Raw genomic sequence first — 17180 nt, 5'->3', positions numbered from 1 at the left:
GGACACAATCTCAGGTATTGTCATGACCTATAGCCCTAATTTGCACGAGCAAGCCAGCGAGCACCCTCATTTTATGATTTTTACGGGGACCGCTAATCCTCGTCTCGCCGTTGATGTTGTCAATCACTTAAATATGTCCTTAGGACAGATGACAGTAGGTCGCTTCTCTGATGGGGAGGTGATGGTCGAAATTCTTGAAAATGTCCGTGGTCGCGATGTTTTTGTATTGCAGCCGACCTGCGCGCCGACCAATGATAATCTCATGGAGATTATGGTGATGGTGGATGCCCTACGACGTGCTTCCGCGGGTCGTATCACAGCGGCTATCCCTTATTTCGGATATGCGCGCCAGGATCGTCGTCCGCGTTCAGCGCGAGTAGCAATTACTGCCAAGGTGGTAGCCAATATGCTGCAGCGTGTTGGTGTGGATCGGGTATTAACCATGGATTTACACGCCGATCAGATTCAGGGCTTCTTTGATATCCCAGTGGATAATATTTACGCGGGTCCGGTGCTATTAGCAGATATTGCAAAGCAGAATTATGAAAATCTCTTAGTGGTGTCACCAGATATCGGTGGTGTGGTGCGTGCCCGTGCCCTAGCTAAGCAATTAGAAGCGGATTTAGCGATTATTGATAAGCGTCGTCCGCGCGCTAACGTCTCCGAGGTGATGAATATTATCGGTGATGTTGAGGGTCGTACCTGCTTATTGATGGATGATATGGTCGACACCGCAGGTACGCTTTGTAAGGCTGCCGCCGCACTTAAGGATCGTGGCGCCAAGGCAGTGTATGCTTACTGTACACACCCTGTGCTATCAGGTGGTGCGGTTGAGCGTGTGGCTGATTCCGCCCTGGATGGTTTAGTTGTGACCGATACGATTCCATTACGTGATGATGCCAAAGCATGTGCTAAGATTCGTCAGCTCTCTACCGCTGCGCTTTTAGGTGAAACCATTGAGCGCATTGCCTCTGCTGAGTCTGTGAGCTCCTTATTTGTGGACTAAGCTCATCAGTGAGTCGATTTTAGCAGCAAGTGATTTTAAGGTTTTTAGCTTAGGCGCTGGTCGCGGCGCTAAGCGAGCGTTTATTGTCAGTGATGACGATAGGCGTTAATTAGGCCTGATACTGATCAGGTATTTTTTATTTTGGAGTTTGTTATGAAATTTTCAGCCACTTCGCGTAGCGTTCAGGGTTCGAGTGCGAGCCGCCGCCTGCGCCGCGCCGGCCGTGTACCTGCCATCGTTTATGGTGGTAAGGGTGAGGCCCAGAGCATTGAGTTAGATCACAACGAGATTTACCACTCATTACGTAAACCAGGTTTCGGTTCTTCTGTACTGGATATGAACTTAGATGGTAAAACTCAAAAGGTATTATTACGTGCTGTTCAATGGCACCCATATAAGCCTATCGTATTACACGTTGACTTCCAGCGCGTTCGTGCGGACGTTGCGATTGTGACTCGTGTACCACTTAGCTTTATTAATGCAGATGAATCTCCTGCGGTTAAGATTGACGGTGCTAATATCAACATCGTACTTAACGATATTGAGGTTAGCTGCTTGCCAGGTGATTTACCAGCCGAAATCGTTGTTGATCTGGGCGAAATGAAAAATGGCGATGTGTTGGATGTGGTTAGTATCACAGCGCCTGAAGGCGTTGAGTTCCTAACGCCTGAAACTGAGACGGTTGCAACGGCTCATATCGTTGCCGCTCAGGTTGAGGAAGAGGATACGGCTGAAGACGCCGCCGAAGGCGAAGAAGCTGACGCTGAGAAGCCTAGCGAAGAATAATTTCGACAGGCCATAGTGCTTAGCCCTTGCATGCGTTAAACTTGCATGCAAGGGTTTTTTTATGTGGTTTTAAATAAATGACTGAAGCAATTCGTTTAATTGTGGGTTTAGGTAATCCAGGCGCTAAGTATGAGGCGACTCGGCATAATGCCGGATTCTGGATGCTGGATTTATTAGCCGAGGATTTTCATGCGGATTTTAAGCTAGAACATAACTTTTTCGGTGAAGTAGCGAAGTTTAGACGAGGCGGGGAGACGATTTACCTGTTAAAGCCTGCCACCTATATGAATCTGTCTGGTAAGGCAGTACAGGCGCTTAGCCATTTTTATAAAATACCAGTGCAAAGTATGTTGGTGGTGCACGATGAGCTGGATTTAATGCCAGGACAGATTAAATTAAAACGCGGCGGTGGTCATGCAGGTCATAATGGCTTACGTGATATTCAATCCAAGCTAGGTAGTAACGATTACTGGCGTTTGCGCGTCGGTATTGGTCATCCGCGTAGTTTAAATCTTAGTCAAGGGGTAGCTGACTTTGTCTTGCATATGCCCTCAAAGGTGGATCATGAGCATATTGTGGCGTGTTTGTACCGTGCGCGACAGGCAATCCCTGCCTTATTAGATGGCGACAGGGATCGGGCCAATCGGCTGTTGGCAGAGCCTAAAGCATAGGGATTAGCATGAGTCAGAATTCCTTATTTACTCAACCACAAGTACCGCAGGGGCGTAAAAGACCCCCTGCACCGCATCAAGCCGAGCGTTTCCGTGAGCAAATGCGTGATTTTTTTCGCTTTATTGTGAAGCCAGATTTCCGGCGCGGTCATGGACGAGGTAGCGGTGACGGCTGGTTTAAGGATTGGCAGCTAAATCTGCCTTGGCGGCGCTTATTACAGTGGGCGGCCTTTATGTGGGCGGTGAATATTTTAGTACTTGCGCCCATTGCCTTAGTCGCAGCGGATGGTGCTGGGGCGACCCATCGGCTAGAATTTTCTTATAGTATGGTGCCTTTGGCGGTGATTTGGGCACCGATTGTGGAGGAAATACTCTTTCGCTACAGTGCACGCAGACCAGTCGTGGCGATTTGGTTGGTGCCACTAATGTTCTTTGTGCTGTTGCGGCAGGGTACGGTGATTGGCACCTTAGGCTTAATCTTGGTGCTAGCCATTATTATGCAACTGTATCCAAGGCTCGGTCTCACCACTGCTGAGGCGCGCCTACGCTTACCTTTTAAGGTGTTAAAGCTGTATCGCCACGTTTTTGTGTGGCTGATGCATTTATTGGTCTTTGGCTTTGCCTATATGCATATTTACAATTATGAGTTTGAGCACATTAGTATTATTGCTGTGTTGGCGATGGTATTGCCGCAGTGGTTTTCTGGGCTCGCGCTGATGTGGATGCGTATCCGCTATGGCATTGCTAATGCGATTTATTTACATGCGATTTTTAATGGTGGACCGGTTTTATTGCTGCTTGGGGTCAAGCTAGCTGGTATTCCGCTCAGCTAAGTAGAAGTTTTTAAAGCACTTTTTTCTAAAAGGAACAAAGCGTGATTTCGCTGTGTCCAAGCGTATTAAGGGTTAAAATAGCGGATTATTCTTTATCGTTATCTAATGAATTTTCAGGATTACTATGGCACTTCAATGTGGTATCGTCGGTTTACCTAATGTCGGTAAATCAACCTTATTTAATGCATTAACCAAAGCGGGTATTGCCGCAGAAAACTATCCTTTCTGTACGATTGAGCCTAATGTGGGTATTGTCGAAGTGCCCGATCAGCGTTTAAATCAACTCGCTGAGATTGTTAAGCCGCAACGTATTTTACCCGCCACCGTTGAATTTGTTGATATTGCCGGTTTAGTAGCCGGTGCCTCTAAGGGTGAGGGACTGGGTAATCAGTTCTTAGCAAATATCCGTGAGACCCATGCCATTGCGCATGTGGTGCGTTGCTTTGAAGATGATAATGTGGTTCACGTTTCCGGTCGGGTCGACCCCATTGGCGATATTGAAGTGATCAATACCGAGTTGGCCTTAGCTGACTTGGCCTCAGTTGAGCGTGCTCTGGAACGCGCTCAACGCACCGCTCGCTCAGGCGACAAGGAGGCGCAAAAGCTTTGTGCCTTATTAGAACGCATTGTGCCCGTATTAAACGAGGCAAAAACGATCCGCAGTATGAATCTGGATGAGGATGATTTAGCCATGCTTAAGGGCTTTAGCTTTATCACAGCTAAACCGGTGCTTTACGTGGCTAATGTACGCGAAGACGGCTTTACGGATAATCCGCATCTGCAGGCAGTGCAGGAGTACGCTGCGGCGGAAAATGCGGAGGTGGTCGCTGTGTGTGCGGCGGTGGAGGCGGAAATTGCCGATCTAGATGATGAAGACAAAGCTGTATTCTTAGAGGATATGGGGATGGCTGAACCGGGTCTGAATCGTGTGATACGCGCAGCCTATAAGCTCTTAGGTCTACAAACTTACTTTACCGCTGGTGTCAAGGAGGTGAGAGCGTGGACGATTCATATTGGCGATACCGCTCCGCAGGCGGCCGGCGTGATCCATACCGATTTTGAGCGTGGCTTTATCCGGGCCCAAACCATTGCCTTTGATGATTTTATTCAGCTCAAGGGTGAGAGCGGTGCCAAGGAAGCAGGTAAAATGCGTGCCGAGGGCAAGGATTACGTGGTGCATGATGGCGACGTGATTAACTTCTTATTTAATGTCTAATGACTCATGAATAAATGGCTTAAGCGTAGTGGCATCGTACTGGTACTACTGATATTGACCGCTGTTGTGGGTGGGGCGATTTTCTTACTTAATTTTGACCCTAAGGTGTATCAGGATCGTCTGGTTAAGGAGATTAAGCTGCGCTATGAGCGGGATTTAAAAATTAACGGCGAGATAGAGCTCTCGCTATTTCCTCGTATCGGCCTGCGTGTGACTGATGTCAGCTTATCCAATAAAAACGATAGCAGTGAATTCAGTTCCATGCAGGAGGTGCGCTTTGCCGTGGCGCTGTGGCCTCTCTTGTTTGATCGCTTTTTAGTCGATCATGTGAAGGTCAACGGCTTTAAATCGCATATTGTACGCTATGCGGATGGCAGTTTAAATATTGATGATTTTTATGCACTGCCTCTAGACTTTGATAAAGAGCATATGGCGCGTCGTCGTCAGCAGGCCGCCGCCGAGGAGCTGCCGATCGCCGAGCGTGCTACTCGTCTGGCGGCTAATGAGTTCAAAATCGATATTGCCGGTTTGGACTTGGAAAATGGCACGGTGCTAGTCGAGGATCAAGCCAGCAAGCGTCAATTTAGCCTGGATAATATGAGTATTCATACTGGCCGTATCACCTTTGGTGAGCCTTTTTCCCTGGCTTTAAATGCCAAGCTGGATGCTCGACACCCGACGGATGATGCCACCCTAAATGTACGCAGTCGCTTGCGTTTTGAACCTGCGGCTTCGATATATCAGGTGGAGCAGATTGATGCGACGTTACAGGGGCAGATTAAGGGCTACCGCGTAGCTGAAGCTGCCTTAAACGGTCGCTTCAGTGTGGATAATTTTGCTGGCGATGCCCATGGCAAAGCCTTGCGTTTGTTGCTTAATTTAAATGCCTTGGACGAATCGAAGCGGCTGTCCCATATTGATCTCGATGTGCGTGCGGATGAGGTTGGTTTAAATCGTATCGACACTCAGTTATTGGCTAAAAATTTAAGTATTAAGGGAAGTACCGCCGACCATCAGAAACGCAGTTTGGCGTGGGAGCTAAATAGTCCTAATCTTAATCTCTCCGGCTTTGATGCGGCTGCTGAGCCATTGACGGGTACCGTGCAGTTTAGGGGGGAGGAGAGCATGGACGTGAATGTCTCGCTAGATGGTTTTAGCGGTCTTGCCTCCAATCTCAAAATACGAGAAAACACGCTTAAGGGACGGTATCTGACCTCGGCTAATCGAGCCATTGATATTGATTTAAGTTCACCTTTAAGCATTAATTTACTGAGTGGGGAGTTTAGTTATCCTGCCTTACGTGGTTTACTCCGCTTAAGTGATGGGGACTTGCTCCAAGAAGCGCCGGTGATCGCCTCAATTCGTGGTGATTTAAGAAGTAGTTCGATGGACTTTAATGTGGATGCGGTGATGGATGCGGAGCGCATGAATTTATCTGGCACCCTAAAAAGTTTTTCCAAGCCTTCCATCGATTTTAAATTAAGTGCAGAATCACTGGCATTAGATCACATCCTCGGGGTGGATTCTGATTTGCCCTTAGCCTCGTTGATGCTTGAATCGGATGCTAAGGATAAGTCTCAGGCGGCTGCAGCGGCGAATCAAACTAGCACAGCGGCAGCAGTTGAGGAGGCTCCTAGCGCTAAGCCTAACAAATCAAGAAGTTTAAGTTTAAAGCAAGAGCTTCTGGCACGCTTAAGTGGCGTGGGTGTATTTGATATTGCCAAGATGAGCTATCGTGGTCTGGATTTTCAGGACTTGAGTGCGACTTTATTTTTCGACTCATCTAGTGATATTAAAATCGACGCCTTGCGTGCTAAGTTCTTTGGTGGTGAGCTTGCCGCTAATAGTCAAATGTCCTTAGATGATGGTTCACTCAAGGTGGATTTAAAGCTCAAGGATGTCGATATGGCATCCTTGCTACAGGGCTTTAAAGCACGTGCTTTATTGAGTAGTCGCGCTGATATTGATTTGGCGCTAGCAACACAAGGCCTTAGTGAAAAGGAATTACTGCAAAACTTAAACGGTCAATTAAGCCTTGATAGTGCTGAGGGCAAGTGGCATGGTTTTTCCATGAAGCGAGTGTTGGATGATGTGACTCATATGATTGACACCGGTTCTCAGCAGTTGCGCTTTGAGCAGAGTGAAACCACCCCCTTTAAGCGCTTACGCTTTGCTGCTGATGTGAATAATGGCATTATGCACTTTAGCAAGTTACATGCGGATAGTAGTGATTTTTCCCTAGTAAATAAGGATGAGTCCAGTCAATACAATATGCTTGATGGGCACTTCGATTTCAATCTGCAATTAAACGCAAAGCAGCCTGTTAGCGTGAGCCGTCAAGGCGTTAACGTGCAGGTTAAAGGCTTCAGTATCCCCATTCGTTTGTGGAATGATGCAGAGCTGATTCAGGTAGAGACAGCGCTACAGGAGCTATAGCCGTTGCTTGGAGCAAGGTCTGCCTTGATAAGGCAAGTGGCACATCATGGCAAGATCTTGTGTAAATCATCTGCTAAATCGGTAGCTTGCTATTGGCGGTGAGGCGACGGAATTTTTCCATCAATTCCTCTTCGGACTCTCGCCATTCAGGGTCGGGATGAATGCAATCAATAGGACAAATCACTTGGCACTGAGGCTCGTCATGATGGCCTTTACACTCCGTGCATTTACTAGGGTCGATCACATAGACCTCCGAGCCCATATAAATCGCTTCATTTGGGCATTGGGGTTCGCATACATCACAATTGATGCATTCGTGATCAATATAGAGAGCCATAATTTACCTTAAACAAAAAAGCTTAGTCTGGGCCGTTATTTTTTAGCGTCTCATTTAATAGCGCTACTTGCGCTTTGGCCTCAGCTAAGGCGTCTTTACGCTCCTCGGCCTTTGCTTTGAGCCAACGCTCGACCGAAGGAAAGACTAATTTACTCACATCACCACCCATCAAGGCAACCTCACGCACAAAGGTACCCGAAATAAACTGGTACTGATCGGATGGTGTCATAAACATCGTTTCTACGTCTGGCAGTAAATAACGATTCATACCTGCCATCTGGAATTCATACTCGAAATCCGATACGGCACGTAAGCCCCGGATAATCACGCGACCATTATTTTCGCGGACAAAGTCTTTGAGTAGACCGCTAAAGCCCTTGACCGTGACATTAGGGTAATGATCCAATACCTCATGGGCAATTTTAAGGCGCTCTTCTAAGGTAAAACAGGGATTTTTACCGGCACTACGAGCTACGCCCACAATCACATGATCGAAGAGACCGGCGGCACGACGTACTAAATCCTCGTGTCCACGCGTTAATGGGTCAAACGTACCCGGATAAATAGCAATTTTCATTATATTTTCCCTGAATGGATTGAACGAAATATTATAAGATATTTAGCTAGCTGTTTCAGAAATATAATGATACAAATAAAAGTGACTGGCACCCGCTTGGTCCTGTCGCAGTAGTTCAAAATCAGCGGGTAGCAGCACTGGCGTCGCACTTTCGAGATACACCAAGGTGCCATTTTTACAAATCGAGGGCAGGGCAGCGATGCTATGCTGCAGCAGCTCTTCATCAGCAAAGGGGGGATCTATCAAAATCAGATGAAAGCGACTGTGGTCCATACGCTTAAGCACTAAGCGAGCATCGTGATCATTAATGCGCACCTGATGCAGTTGATGCTTGTCGCGGAATTGACGTAGTGCAGCAACGGCCTTAGGGTGACTTTCCACCATCTGTACATGCTGTGCCCCACGTGATGCAGCCTCAAAGCCTAAAGCACCGCTACCAGCAAATAAGTCAAGCACCGATTTATCGGAAAAATCGCCATCCCAAAAGTAGTTTAACCAGTTAAAAAGTGTCTCACGCACACGATCTGGCGTGGGGCGTAAACCCTCAACGCTAACGACGGGTAGGTTGCTACGCTTTAAGGTGCCACCGATAATGCGAATTTTTTGTGGCATCGAGCGTGTGTTAGCTGCTTTTTTCATTGATAGAATCGTATCCTATACTCCACTCATGGCTGATGCTTTTATATTAATCTATCTGCCCTGTATAAACCAGTATAATATGAACCAAAATGGGGTTATTGTTTAGTGAGAGTGTATGTTTAGATTTTTTAAGCGTAAAAAAGCAAAAGAAGAAAATCAAGCGAGTCAAGAAGCTGAAGTTGCGCAAGCGCATGAGCAGGAGGAGCCCGTCACCACGAGTACTGACACGGTGACGGCGGAAACTGTGGAGGAGTCTGCCGTCGCGATAGAGCGAGTGGAGACGGTGGCGCCTACAGTTGAGTCGAGTGTGACACCCGTGCCCCTTGAGCCGCAGCCCGAGGTGCTCGTGACTGAGGTTGAGGCGGAGGCTGAGGCAAGCTCTCCGGCGCCAGTCGCTGACGCTGAAATGGTGCCAAGCCCAGTGGTGACTGAGGCAGCGCCAGCCAAGAGCTCTTGGATGCAGCGCTTGCGTCAGGGCCTTTCTCGTACAGGCTCCAGCATTGGTTCACTGTTTGTGGGCGTCAAGGTTGACGAGGCCTTATTTGAAGAGCTAGAAATGGCATTGCTGATGGCGGATGCCGGCATTGAGGCGACCGAGTCCTTGTTAGCTAAGCTCAGAACCAAGGTTAAGCAACAGCGTATTGAAGATGCTGCAGAGGTTAAGGAAGCGCTAAAAGCCTTATTAAGCGAGCATTTAAAGCCCTTAGAAAAAGACTTTATGTTGCCGTTGGATGGCACCTCAGTCGTCATGATTGCTGGCGTTAACGGCGCAGGTAAAACCACCTCCATCGGTAAGTTAGCACATCATTTCCAGGCTGCTGGTGCGAGTGTGTTGTTAGCCGCCGGGGATACTTTCCGAGCAGCGGCACGGGAGCAATTGGTCGAATGGGGCAAGCGCAATCAGGTGGCGGTGATAGCACAAGACGGCGGGGATCCTGCCGCCGTTGCCTTTGATGCGGTCAATGCCGGTAAAGCCCGTAAGGCCAATGTGGTGATGGTCGATACGGCCGGACGTTTACCGACCCAATTGCACCTGATGGAAGAGCTTAAAAAAATTAAGCGAGTGATTAATAAGGCCGATAGCGAAGCACCGCATGAGGTATTACTAGTGGTTGATGGTAATACGGGCCAAAACGTGATTACTCAAATTAAGGCCTTTGATGCGGCCTTGGGCTTAACCGGTTTAGTAGTGACCAAGTTAGACGGCACGGCCAAGGGCGGTACCTTAGCGGCTGTGGCAGCAGGCAGCCAAGGCGTGCGACCGATTCCGGTCTATTGGATTGGGGTTGGTGAGTCATTGCATGATCTTCAGCCCTTTTCAGCGGCTGAATTTGCCAATGCCTTGCTTGGCTAAATGCATACTACTGGACTGAGGGCAGCATGGTCGGGCGCAGGCGCTTAGACGGTCAGTTCTACCATGCTCCACGCCAGGGCCTTGAGTAACCATTGCTGTAACTCATGACTTGCTGCTAGCGCAAATGCTTCGGTTTGAGCTTGCTGCTCACTAGGGTGGCTGAGTTCCGTTGTGGCAGGGCTACCTTGTGCTAAGCGTTGTTGGTAGGCGCTAAGTTGCTGATGCAGTTGATGGAATCGAGCATCGCTAGATGAGGTCACATCCGTCGCCGAATTAAGCTCCATAAAATGTGACCAAAGCCTTTGTAATTGCTCTATGGCCTGACACAGTGCAACTAGGTGGGCAGCGCAATCCAAATCAATGCGGGTTGCCATATCGCTGCGGTCAATGGCAGCTATCACCGCAGCATTGCGAGCAATCAGCTCCAAATACAGCTGCGTGTCTTTTTTAAGTTGTGCACTGCTCACTACCACATCAGTGCCATTGCGCTGCTGGGGAGAGAGGGCCGGCTGCCAGAGCTTAAAATCTTGCAAGCTCTGCCTTAACTCATGGTGATTAGAGGTGACACCACGAGCCTTTAAAGCCGCCACCTGATTCGCTAAGCTATCGCCCCGTTCAGCCTTACTTCTAAAATCTAAGATAAATTGCAGTTCATGCTGCCAAGAGGCCGCTAATTCAAAAATCGCCCTGGATTGACCCGTTTTAAGCTCTAATTCCAACTCATAAACGGGTAATTCTAGGGTTGCAGCGCGAATCACACCCACATCATAAGCCAGTTCAACCAGACCATGTTGACTGCGTTGGCAGCTTAAATGGCGCTGTATATCGGTCTCAAAGCGCGCTGTTAATTCAGTACCTACGTGCTTAAGGTGGTTAAAGGTTTCCTCTGCGGGCGTGCCTTGATAAACACTGAGATCCAAGGTGGCATCAGGGCGCACGTGATTATACTCAATCTTGCTAAGCGCATCCGTACCGGGTAATTTGATGGTTTGTACCCAGGTGTCTGCCTCTTTGCGCAGACGTAAGGCGATGCCAGCACGAGCTAAGGCTCTATCATCGGTGTCAAAATAAATCGCATGCAAATGAATGGTTTCGGCGTCTGGCGTGCGCAGTAGTTTCTCGACGGTTGAGCGCGACGAAGCCAGGATATGGAGTTTAAGCTCTTGCTCAATTGACATAGGACTAGGCGTCTACCTTGCTTTCTTCTACAGCCTTGGTCACGGCTTCTTTGCCCTCGGCTAGGCTTTGGTAAAGCCTAGTTTTAGCGCTCTCGGGTAGCTGTGCCAATAACTCACTGAGCCATTGGTTATAGGCAGTTTCCATCTTGGCAAAGGCTTTTTTACCTTTGGTTGTCATTTTAATAAAGGTGCTACGACGATCTTGACGACTTGTGTTGCGACTGATAAGTCCCGCTTTTTCTAGCTGGAGACTGATGGCGGTAATGTTACCGTTACTTACCATTAAACGCTCTGATAGTTCACCCATTTTTAGACCCTGAGGCTCACTCGCGAGTTGAGCCAGTAAATCGTAACGCGGTGTGGTCATATTGAAATGTAGACGCAAACGATTACGTAGCTCATTTTGAATTAAGCTGTTAAAGGCAGCGAGTCTCAGTGCTAAGCGTAGATCATCGCTACTTGAATCGTTGATTCGAGTCTCTAAATCAATGTTCATGGGGATTCCTTAATGGCTGATTTTGTTTTGTATATCTCAACAAGCCAGTAAAAAATGTTGGCCTGCGGCAGTAACGCCTAACTAGATTGTCTTATATGATTTTTGCATAAAAATCATTGGATAGCGATAGCTTAAATGTAAACTATTCTTACATTAACAGTGCCGCTGAGCGAGGCATGAAGTTGAACATCGAAGTAAAAATGAAGAGTAGTAAGGGTGGATTTAAATTTAATTAGCCGGACAGATTATCGTGCCTTGGATGGCGTTGCAAGTCCTAAAAATAAATGCGCTTTAGTTCTATCGCTATGCGCTAAGGGGTACAATAGCAATATCTTTTTTAATTGTTGGAATGATACATGATGAGTTCTGCACACAGTCTTTCTAATGACCTTGTTGAAAGCGGTGAAAGTGCCTCCGTTATCTCCTCTGTCACTGAGATTATTGAGGAGTTACGTCAGGGGCGGATGGTGATTCTGGTTGACGAAGAGGATCGCGAAAACGAGGGCGATCTGCTGATGGCGGCGGATTTTGTGACCCCTGAAGCGATTAATTTTATGGTCACCCATGCTCGTGGTTTAGTCTGTTTGACCCTAACCGGTGAGCGTAGCGATCAGCTCGGTTTAGGTTTGATGACAAGCAATAATCAGAGTGGCTTTGAAACAAACTTTACCATTTCCATTGAGGCCGCAGAGGGGGTGACCACCGGAATTTCTGCCGCTGATCGAGCAACCACCATTAAGGCCGCGGTAGCACCGGATGCGACGCCGGAGGATGTGGTGTCGCCGGGTCATATTTTCCCGGTGCGGGCGGTGCCGGGTGGTGTCTTGATTCGTGCCGGTCATACCGAGGCAGGTTGTGATCTGACGGCGATGGCGGGCTTGACGCCGGCAGCGGTGATTTGTGAGATTCTAAAACCCGATGGGGAGATGGCGCGTTTGCCGGATTTGATCGAGTTTTCAAAGGAGTTCGGCATCAAAATCGGTACTATTGAGGATTTGATTCAGTACCGTAGTGAGCATGAATCCATGATCAAACGCCTGGGCTCCAAGCAGATGATGACTCCTTGGGGTAGCTTCCAAGCGGTCTCTTATCAGGATAAAACCAGCGGTGCGACCCATATTGCCTTAGTGCATGGTGAGATTCATCCTGAGCGTGAGGTCTTGGTACGAGTGCATGAACCGGTGACGATGTTGGATATTCTTGATTGTGAGGATAAGTCACACAGCTGGGGCGTAGCGGCTTCCCTAAAGGCGATTAGTGATGCCGAGAGCGGGGTGATGGTGATGTTAAATTGTGATCAAAGCCATAGCAGTGCCGAGGTGGCTAATCAGGTCTCGACTTGGGGGGCTGAGCCGGTGCCAGAAGCGCCTAAAGGACGTAAGCATGATCGCTATAGTTTACGTACCTATGGTGTGGGCGCACAAATTTTAAAGGATTTGAATGTTTCTCAAATGCGTTTAATGGCGACACCAGTTAAAATGCCAAGTATGGCTGGTTTCGGTTTGACCATAACCGGTTTTTATCAAGAGCAATCTCATGATGCCTAGCGGCTCATCGAGCTTAAGCATGATTTATCGATAAAGGACTTTATATGAAACCTTATAAAATAGCACCTGATTTAAATGGTGAGGATCTGCACATTGGTATTGTTTGCGCTCGATTTACCGAGTCGATTACCAATATGGAATTAGAAGCGTGCTTGGCTGAGCTAGGTGATTTAGGGGTGCAAGAGGAAAATATCATGGTCGTCACGGTGCCCGGTGCCTTAGAAGTCGGTTTTGCGCTGCATGAGATGGCCCAAACAGACGAGTTTGATGCCTTAATTGCTTTAGGTGCAGTGATTCGTGGTGAGACTTATCACTTCGAGGTGGTTAGTAATGAATCCGCTGCTGCCATTACTCGGGTGGCTTTAGATACGGGTATTCCGATTGCTAACGGCATTCTGACCACGGAAGATGAGGAGCAAGCTCAAGAGCGTGCTGCGCAAAAGGGTATCGATTGTGCGGTAGTGGCGATTGAAATGGCAAATCTTGTCGGTTATTTAGCGCCCGAGGTAGAGGCCGACGATGAGGATGATTTTGAGGATGAAGACTTCGACGACGATGAGGCGGACGAAGACGATAACAAGTAGAAGGGATCAAGTTGAGTATTAAAAAAAGCGCACGGCGTCGTGCGCGAGAGTTAGCCTTGCAGGGCTTGTACGGTTATTTTATTGCTGGCGATGGTGCTGAGATTGGTCTCATCGAGGCCAATCTTAGAGATCTAGAGGGCTATGAAAAGGCCGATCAGGAATTACTCGAGCGCTTATTGCATGGTGTCGTGCAAGAGCACAGTGCCTTGCAGGCGGATATTGAACCGTATCTAGATCGCCCGCTCAAGGATCTCTCGCCGATTGAGTATAGTGTGTTAATGATTGCCACTTATGAGTTTAAGAATTGCTTGGATGTGCCATACCGCGTCGTGATTAATGAAGCGGTAGAGATGACCAAGGAGTTTGGCGGCACTGACGGCTTTAAGTTCGTTAACGGGGTGCTAGACAAATTAGCAGCGGTGTTACGAGCGGTCGAGGTAGAGGGCGGTCGCTAGTGGATGAGTTCGCTTTAATTCGCCAATACTTTAGCCATAGCACGGCCTCGATCGCAAAGAGTGCTTCCTATGTGGGTGTTGGCGATGATTGTGCGGTGTTGCAGCCACCGCAGGGCGAACTGGTCATCTGCAAGGATGTGTTAATTGAGGGTAGACATTTTTTTTCAGATGTCGACCCTTTTTTATTGGGTCACAAAGCCTTAGCGGTTAATCTTTCCGATATTGCTGCCATGGCTGCTAAGCCCATTGCTTGTCTATTAGGCTTGGCCTTGCCGCGGGCAGATGCGCCGTGGTTGGAGGCCTTTAGCCGAGGGTTTAACCGTCTTGCCGAGCGTTATGATTGCGCTTTAGTGGGCGGTGATACTACCCGCAGTGATGCCGGTATATTTATTAGTGTCACAGCGCTTGGCTTGGCGCAGCAACCCTTACCTTTACGCGCCAATGCCCAGATCGGTGATGATATCTGGGTGAGTGGCGACTTAGGTGCACCTAACATCGCCTTAGGGCTATTATTAAAGCAGCAGCAAGCAAGTCTTAGCGAGCAGGAGCTGGCACTGCTGGCTGCCACGCGGCTGCGTTTAGAACAGCCAGAGCCACAAGTCCACTTGGGCCAATTATTAAGGCCTTATGTGCATGCCATGATTGATATCTCCGATGGCCTATTGCAGGATTTATCACATCTATTGACAGTCTCTCAACTTGGCGCCATTGTTCATGCTGAGCAGTTGCCGATGCATCCAGCCTTGCAGGCGGTAGAGGCAAAGCATGCTCTGGAGGCAGTGTTGGCCGGGGGCGATGAGTATCAGCTATGCTTTAGCGCTGCGCCCGATTATCGCAGACAGATTGAGCAATGTGGCTTGCAAGCTGGTACCGCAGTGCAGCGAATAGGACAAATTACTGCAGCGAGGGAGTTGATATTGCTTGACGCGGCAGGGCAAGTGGTAGAAAATTTGCCTCAGGGCTTTAATCACTTTCCATAACCTTATTTTTTATGAACGATCAAAGTATTTCTCTAGATAAGGCAATTCAGCCGAGTCTTTCTTGGATCTTTAAGAGTCCACACCGTTTTTTAGCCTTTGGCTTTGGTTCCGGATTGATTCGACCCGCACCGGGGACGTGGGGCACGGTATTAGCTTTATTTTTATGGTTACCTTTATCCCATGTGTTGAGTAATGACTGGCTGATGGGTGGCTTTTTATTACTTTGCTTTTTATATGGTATTTACTGCACTCAAAAGGTCTGCGCTGAGTTGGGTGTGGTCGACCATAGCGGGATTGTCTGGGATGAATGGGTGGCTTTTTGGTTGGTGCTTTTTATCACCACGCCCATTGCCGACTCACCTTCGTGGTATTTGATTTATTTTGTACTATTTAGGGTGTTTGATATATTAAAACCTTGGCCAATTAAGTACTTTGATGAGCGTTTACAAAATGGTTTCGGCGTCATGTGGGATGATATCGTCGCTTCCCTCTATGTGCTGTTTTCTGTGGCGGTGATAGTCCGTTTGATGGGAGTGATAATAGGCTAATGAAGGATGTTTTTTATGAGTTTGCCGAGCAGTCAGCGCGTTTAGGCGAGTATTTGCAGCATCATGGTGTTTTATTAAGTACTGCGGAGTCGTGTACCGGCGGTCTGCTCAGTGGCATTATTACCATGACCCCAGGTTCAAGCCAGTGGTTTGATCGTGGTTTTGTGACCTATAGTAATGACGCAAAAATGGCGATGTTAGATGTGGCTGCTAATACCCTTGAAAAGCATGGCGCTGTGAGTGAAGAAGTGGCAATACAAATGGCTGAAGGCGTCTTATTTAATGTACCTACTTCCGCCCTTGCGGTGAGCGTGACTGGGGTTGCTGGACCGGGTGGGGGCACCGAGGCGAAGCCCGTGGGGATGGTGTGCTTTGCGTTGGCTAAGCGCACGAGTGAGGGCATTGTGACCCTGCCTTATACCCGTTATTTTGAGGGTGATCGTACTGAGGTGCGCTTACAAAGTTGCTATTTTATTATTGATCAGTTAATTAATGTACTTAAGCCGTCTAGCGCCAGTTAATGGCTGACGGCTCGACGCACTAGCGGTTTTATGCTTGTTGCGCTAAAAACTGCTCGCGGACGGCATTAATCGCATCACGTGTGGCCTTTGCTTCTGCTGCTGCCGCTTCTTGCCAATCAATATCTGAGCTGGCATAGAGAATTGCACGGGCGGAGTTGATTAGTAGTCCTTGCCCCTTGCTGTTGGCGCCCGCCATCACCGTGGCTTCAATATCACCACCCTGAGCACCAATACCCGGCACTAATAGCGGCATCTCATCACCGACACATTGACGTACCTTGGCGATTTCCTCAGGGAAGGTGGCGCCCACCACCAGCGCACATTGACCGGAATAATTCCATTTGTCAGCAACCGTTTTAGCGACTTCAAGATAAAGCGGGGTACCGTCTGCTGATTCAAAAAACTGGAAATCCGAGCCACCCTGATTGGATGTGCGACATAGAATAATCACCCCCTTATCTTCCCATGCTAAATAGGGCTCAATTGAATCGAAGCCTAAGTAGGGGTTGACCGTAATCGCATCAGCGCGATAGCGCTCAAACGCCTCCTTGGCGTAATGATCAGCGGTGGTACCGATATCACCACGTTTGGAATCTAAGAGAATGGGCAGATCCGGGTAGGTGGTGCTGATGTAGTGACATAGCTGAGTTAAGGCCATCTCTGCACCCTGTGAGGCAAAATAGGCAATTTGTGGTTTAAAGGCGCAGGCATATGGAGCGGTCGCATCAATAATGCCCTTACAAAAGTCAAAGATGGGCGTCTTGCTTTGTAAAATGGACTCTGGCATGCGTTGCTGATCTGGATCTAAGCCTACGACCAGTAAAGAGTTTTGTTTATCCCAAGCGTTTTGTAATTTATCAGTAAACTTATACATACAATCAATTAGAGAAGAGCAGTCATTAAATCAAATCAGCTGCCCCTATTGTAGGGCTAACCGCTCTTTAACGCTTGCGATAGGCGCAAAATAAAAATAAAAAATAAAAAACGGCACCTCGTAGATTGAGGCGCCGTTTTAT

19 protein-coding genes are annotated in these 17180 nt (G+C 48.1%); 13 read left to right on the top strand and 6 right to left on the bottom strand.

The features are described from left to right. The first annotated feature begins 73 nt into the window (after nt 1-73). From HMPREF3144_RS00180 to HMPREF3144_RS00155, 6 genes are all read left to right on the top strand, one after another. Nucleotides 74-1006 carry a ribose-phosphate pyrophosphokinase gene (locus tag HMPREF3144_RS00180; protein WP_026156769.1) on the top strand — a complete coding sequence of 311 codons (933 nt, stop codon included), beginning with the start codon at nt 74-76 and terminating at the stop codon, nt 1004-1006. 153 nt (nt 1007-1159) lie between these two features. Further along, nucleotides 1160-1792: a 50S ribosomal protein L25/general stress protein Ctc gene (locus HMPREF3144_RS00175; RefSeq protein WP_070470046.1), complete on the top strand. Its 633-nt coding sequence runs from the start codon at nt 1160-1162 to the stop codon at nt 1790-1792. A 77-nt stretch (nt 1793-1869) separates the two neighbouring features. Further along, the gene (pth, locus tag HMPREF3144_RS00170; protein ID WP_036558048.1) at nt 1870-2463 is read left to right on the top strand and encodes an aminoacyl-tRNA hydrolase; all 594 of its coding nucleotides are present in this window, start codon (nt 1870-1872) and stop codon (nt 2461-2463) included. Nucleotides 2464-2471: 8 nt separating this feature from the next. Further along, entirely contained in the window at nt 2472-3296 is an 825-nt protein-coding gene (locus tag HMPREF3144_RS00165; RefSeq protein WP_070475564.1) for a hypothetical protein, read from the top strand. Between the two features lie 124 nt (nt 3297-3420). Then, nucleotides 3421-4512 (top strand): redox-regulated ATPase YchF, encoded by a 1092-nt coding sequence (gene ychF / locus HMPREF3144_RS00160; protein ID WP_070475561.1) that lies wholly within the window; start codon nt 3421-3423, stop codon nt 4510-4512. 6 nt (nt 4513-4518) lie between these two features. Further along, entirely contained in the window at nt 4519-6948 is a 2430-nt protein-coding gene (locus HMPREF3144_RS00155) for an AsmA family protein (protein ID WP_070475558.1), read from the top strand. Nucleotides 6949-7021: 73 nt separating this feature from the next. On the opposite strand, the gene HMPREF3144_RS00150 is transcribed toward HMPREF3144_RS00155, so the two are convergent. Genes HMPREF3144_RS00150 through HMPREF3144_RS00140 form a run of 3 tightly spaced genes read right to left on the bottom strand, consistent with a single transcriptional unit; the run spans nt 7022 to nt 8501 of the window. Beyond that, nucleotides 7022-7285, bottom strand: coding sequence for a YfhL family 4Fe-4S dicluster ferredoxin (locus HMPREF3144_RS00150; protein WP_070475555.1), 264 nt, complete (start codon nt 7283-7285; stop codon nt 7022-7024). A 22-nt stretch (nt 7286-7307) separates the two neighbouring features. Further along, nucleotides 7308-7862 carry a pantetheine-phosphate adenylyltransferase gene (gene coaD / locus HMPREF3144_RS00145; RefSeq protein WP_070475551.1) on the bottom strand — a complete coding sequence of 185 codons (555 nt, stop codon included), beginning with the start codon at nt 7860-7862 and terminating at the stop codon, nt 7308-7310. A 42-nt stretch (nt 7863-7904) separates the two neighbouring features. Beyond that, nucleotides 7905-8501 (bottom strand): RsmD family RNA methyltransferase, encoded by a 597-nt coding sequence (locus HMPREF3144_RS00140; protein WP_081941492.1) that lies wholly within the window; start codon nt 8499-8501, stop codon nt 7905-7907. 115 nt (nt 8502-8616) lie between these two features. Between HMPREF3144_RS00140 and ftsY the strand changes: the two genes are divergently transcribed. Next, nucleotides 8617-9855, top strand: coding sequence for a signal recognition particle-docking protein FtsY (ftsY, locus tag HMPREF3144_RS00135; protein ID WP_036558053.1), 1239 nt, complete (start codon nt 8617-8619; stop codon nt 9853-9855). A 44-nt stretch (nt 9856-9899) separates the two neighbouring features. Here ftsY and HMPREF3144_RS00130 read toward each other — a convergent pair whose 3' ends face one another. Both HMPREF3144_RS00130 and HMPREF3144_RS00125 read right to left on the bottom strand, forming a co-directional pair. Further along, nucleotides 9900-11033: a CYTH domain-containing protein gene (locus HMPREF3144_RS00130; RefSeq protein ID WP_070475547.1), complete on the bottom strand. Its 1134-nt coding sequence runs from the start codon at nt 11031-11033 to the stop codon at nt 9900-9902. Nucleotides 11034-11037: 4 nt separating this feature from the next. Next, complete coding sequence (locus HMPREF3144_RS00125) at nt 11038-11529, bottom strand: MarR family winged helix-turn-helix transcriptional regulator (protein ID WP_070475544.1); 492 nt, start codon at nt 11527-11529, stop codon at nt 11038-11040. A gap of 359 nt (nt 11530-11888) precedes the next feature. Between HMPREF3144_RS00125 and ribBA the strand changes: the two genes are divergently transcribed. From ribBA to HMPREF3144_RS00095, 6 genes are read left to right on the top strand one after another with little or no spacing between them, the layout of a single operon-like run. Next, complete coding sequence (ribBA, locus tag HMPREF3144_RS00120) at nt 11889-13076, top strand: bifunctional 3,4-dihydroxy-2-butanone-4-phosphate synthase/GTP cyclohydrolase II (RefSeq protein WP_048766800.1); 1188 nt, start codon at nt 11889-11891, stop codon at nt 13074-13076. Nucleotides 13077-13120: 44 nt separating this feature from the next. After that, complete coding sequence (ribH, locus tag HMPREF3144_RS00115) at nt 13121-13660, top strand: 6,7-dimethyl-8-ribityllumazine synthase (RefSeq protein WP_018025832.1); 540 nt, start codon at nt 13121-13123, stop codon at nt 13658-13660. Between the two features lie 11 nt (nt 13661-13671). Beyond that, nucleotides 13672-14115, top strand: a complete 444-nt coding sequence (gene nusB / locus HMPREF3144_RS00110) for a transcription antitermination factor NusB (RefSeq protein ID WP_018025831.1) — start codon at nt 13672-13674, stop codon at nt 14113-14115. Continuing rightward, a complete protein-coding gene (gene thiL, locus HMPREF3144_RS00105) occupies nt 14115-15095 on the top strand; it encodes a thiamine-phosphate kinase (RefSeq protein ID WP_070475539.1) in 981 nt (326 codons plus the stop codon). The genes nusB and thiL overlap by 1 nt, the downstream gene beginning before the upstream one ends. Before the next feature lie 11 nt (nt 15096-15106). Beyond that, complete coding sequence (locus HMPREF3144_RS00100; RefSeq protein WP_070475536.1) at nt 15107-15643, top strand: phosphatidylglycerophosphatase A family protein; 537 nt, start codon at nt 15107-15109, stop codon at nt 15641-15643. Further along, nucleotides 15643-16164 (top strand): CinA family protein, encoded by a 522-nt coding sequence (locus HMPREF3144_RS00095; RefSeq protein ID WP_018025828.1) that lies wholly within the window; start codon nt 15643-15645, stop codon nt 16162-16164. The genes HMPREF3144_RS00100 and HMPREF3144_RS00095 overlap by 1 nt, the downstream gene beginning before the upstream one ends. Before the next feature lie 28 nt (nt 16165-16192). Here HMPREF3144_RS00095 and pyrF read toward each other — a convergent pair whose 3' ends face one another. Continuing rightward, nucleotides 16193-17038: an orotidine-5'-phosphate decarboxylase gene (gene pyrF, locus HMPREF3144_RS00090; protein ID WP_070475533.1), complete on the bottom strand. Its 846-nt coding sequence runs from the start codon at nt 17036-17038 to the stop codon at nt 16193-16195. Between the last annotated feature and the right edge of the window lie 142 nt (nt 17039-17180).

Source organism: Oligella sp. HMSC05A10 (genome assembly GCF_001808335.1).
In the GTDB taxonomy this organism is placed as follows: domain Bacteria; phylum Pseudomonadota; class Gammaproteobacteria; order Burkholderiales; family Burkholderiaceae_B; genus Oligella; species Oligella urethralis.
The sequence above is the reverse complement of the archived record's forward strand: the minus strand, read 5'-3'. Positions and strand labels throughout refer to the sequence as shown.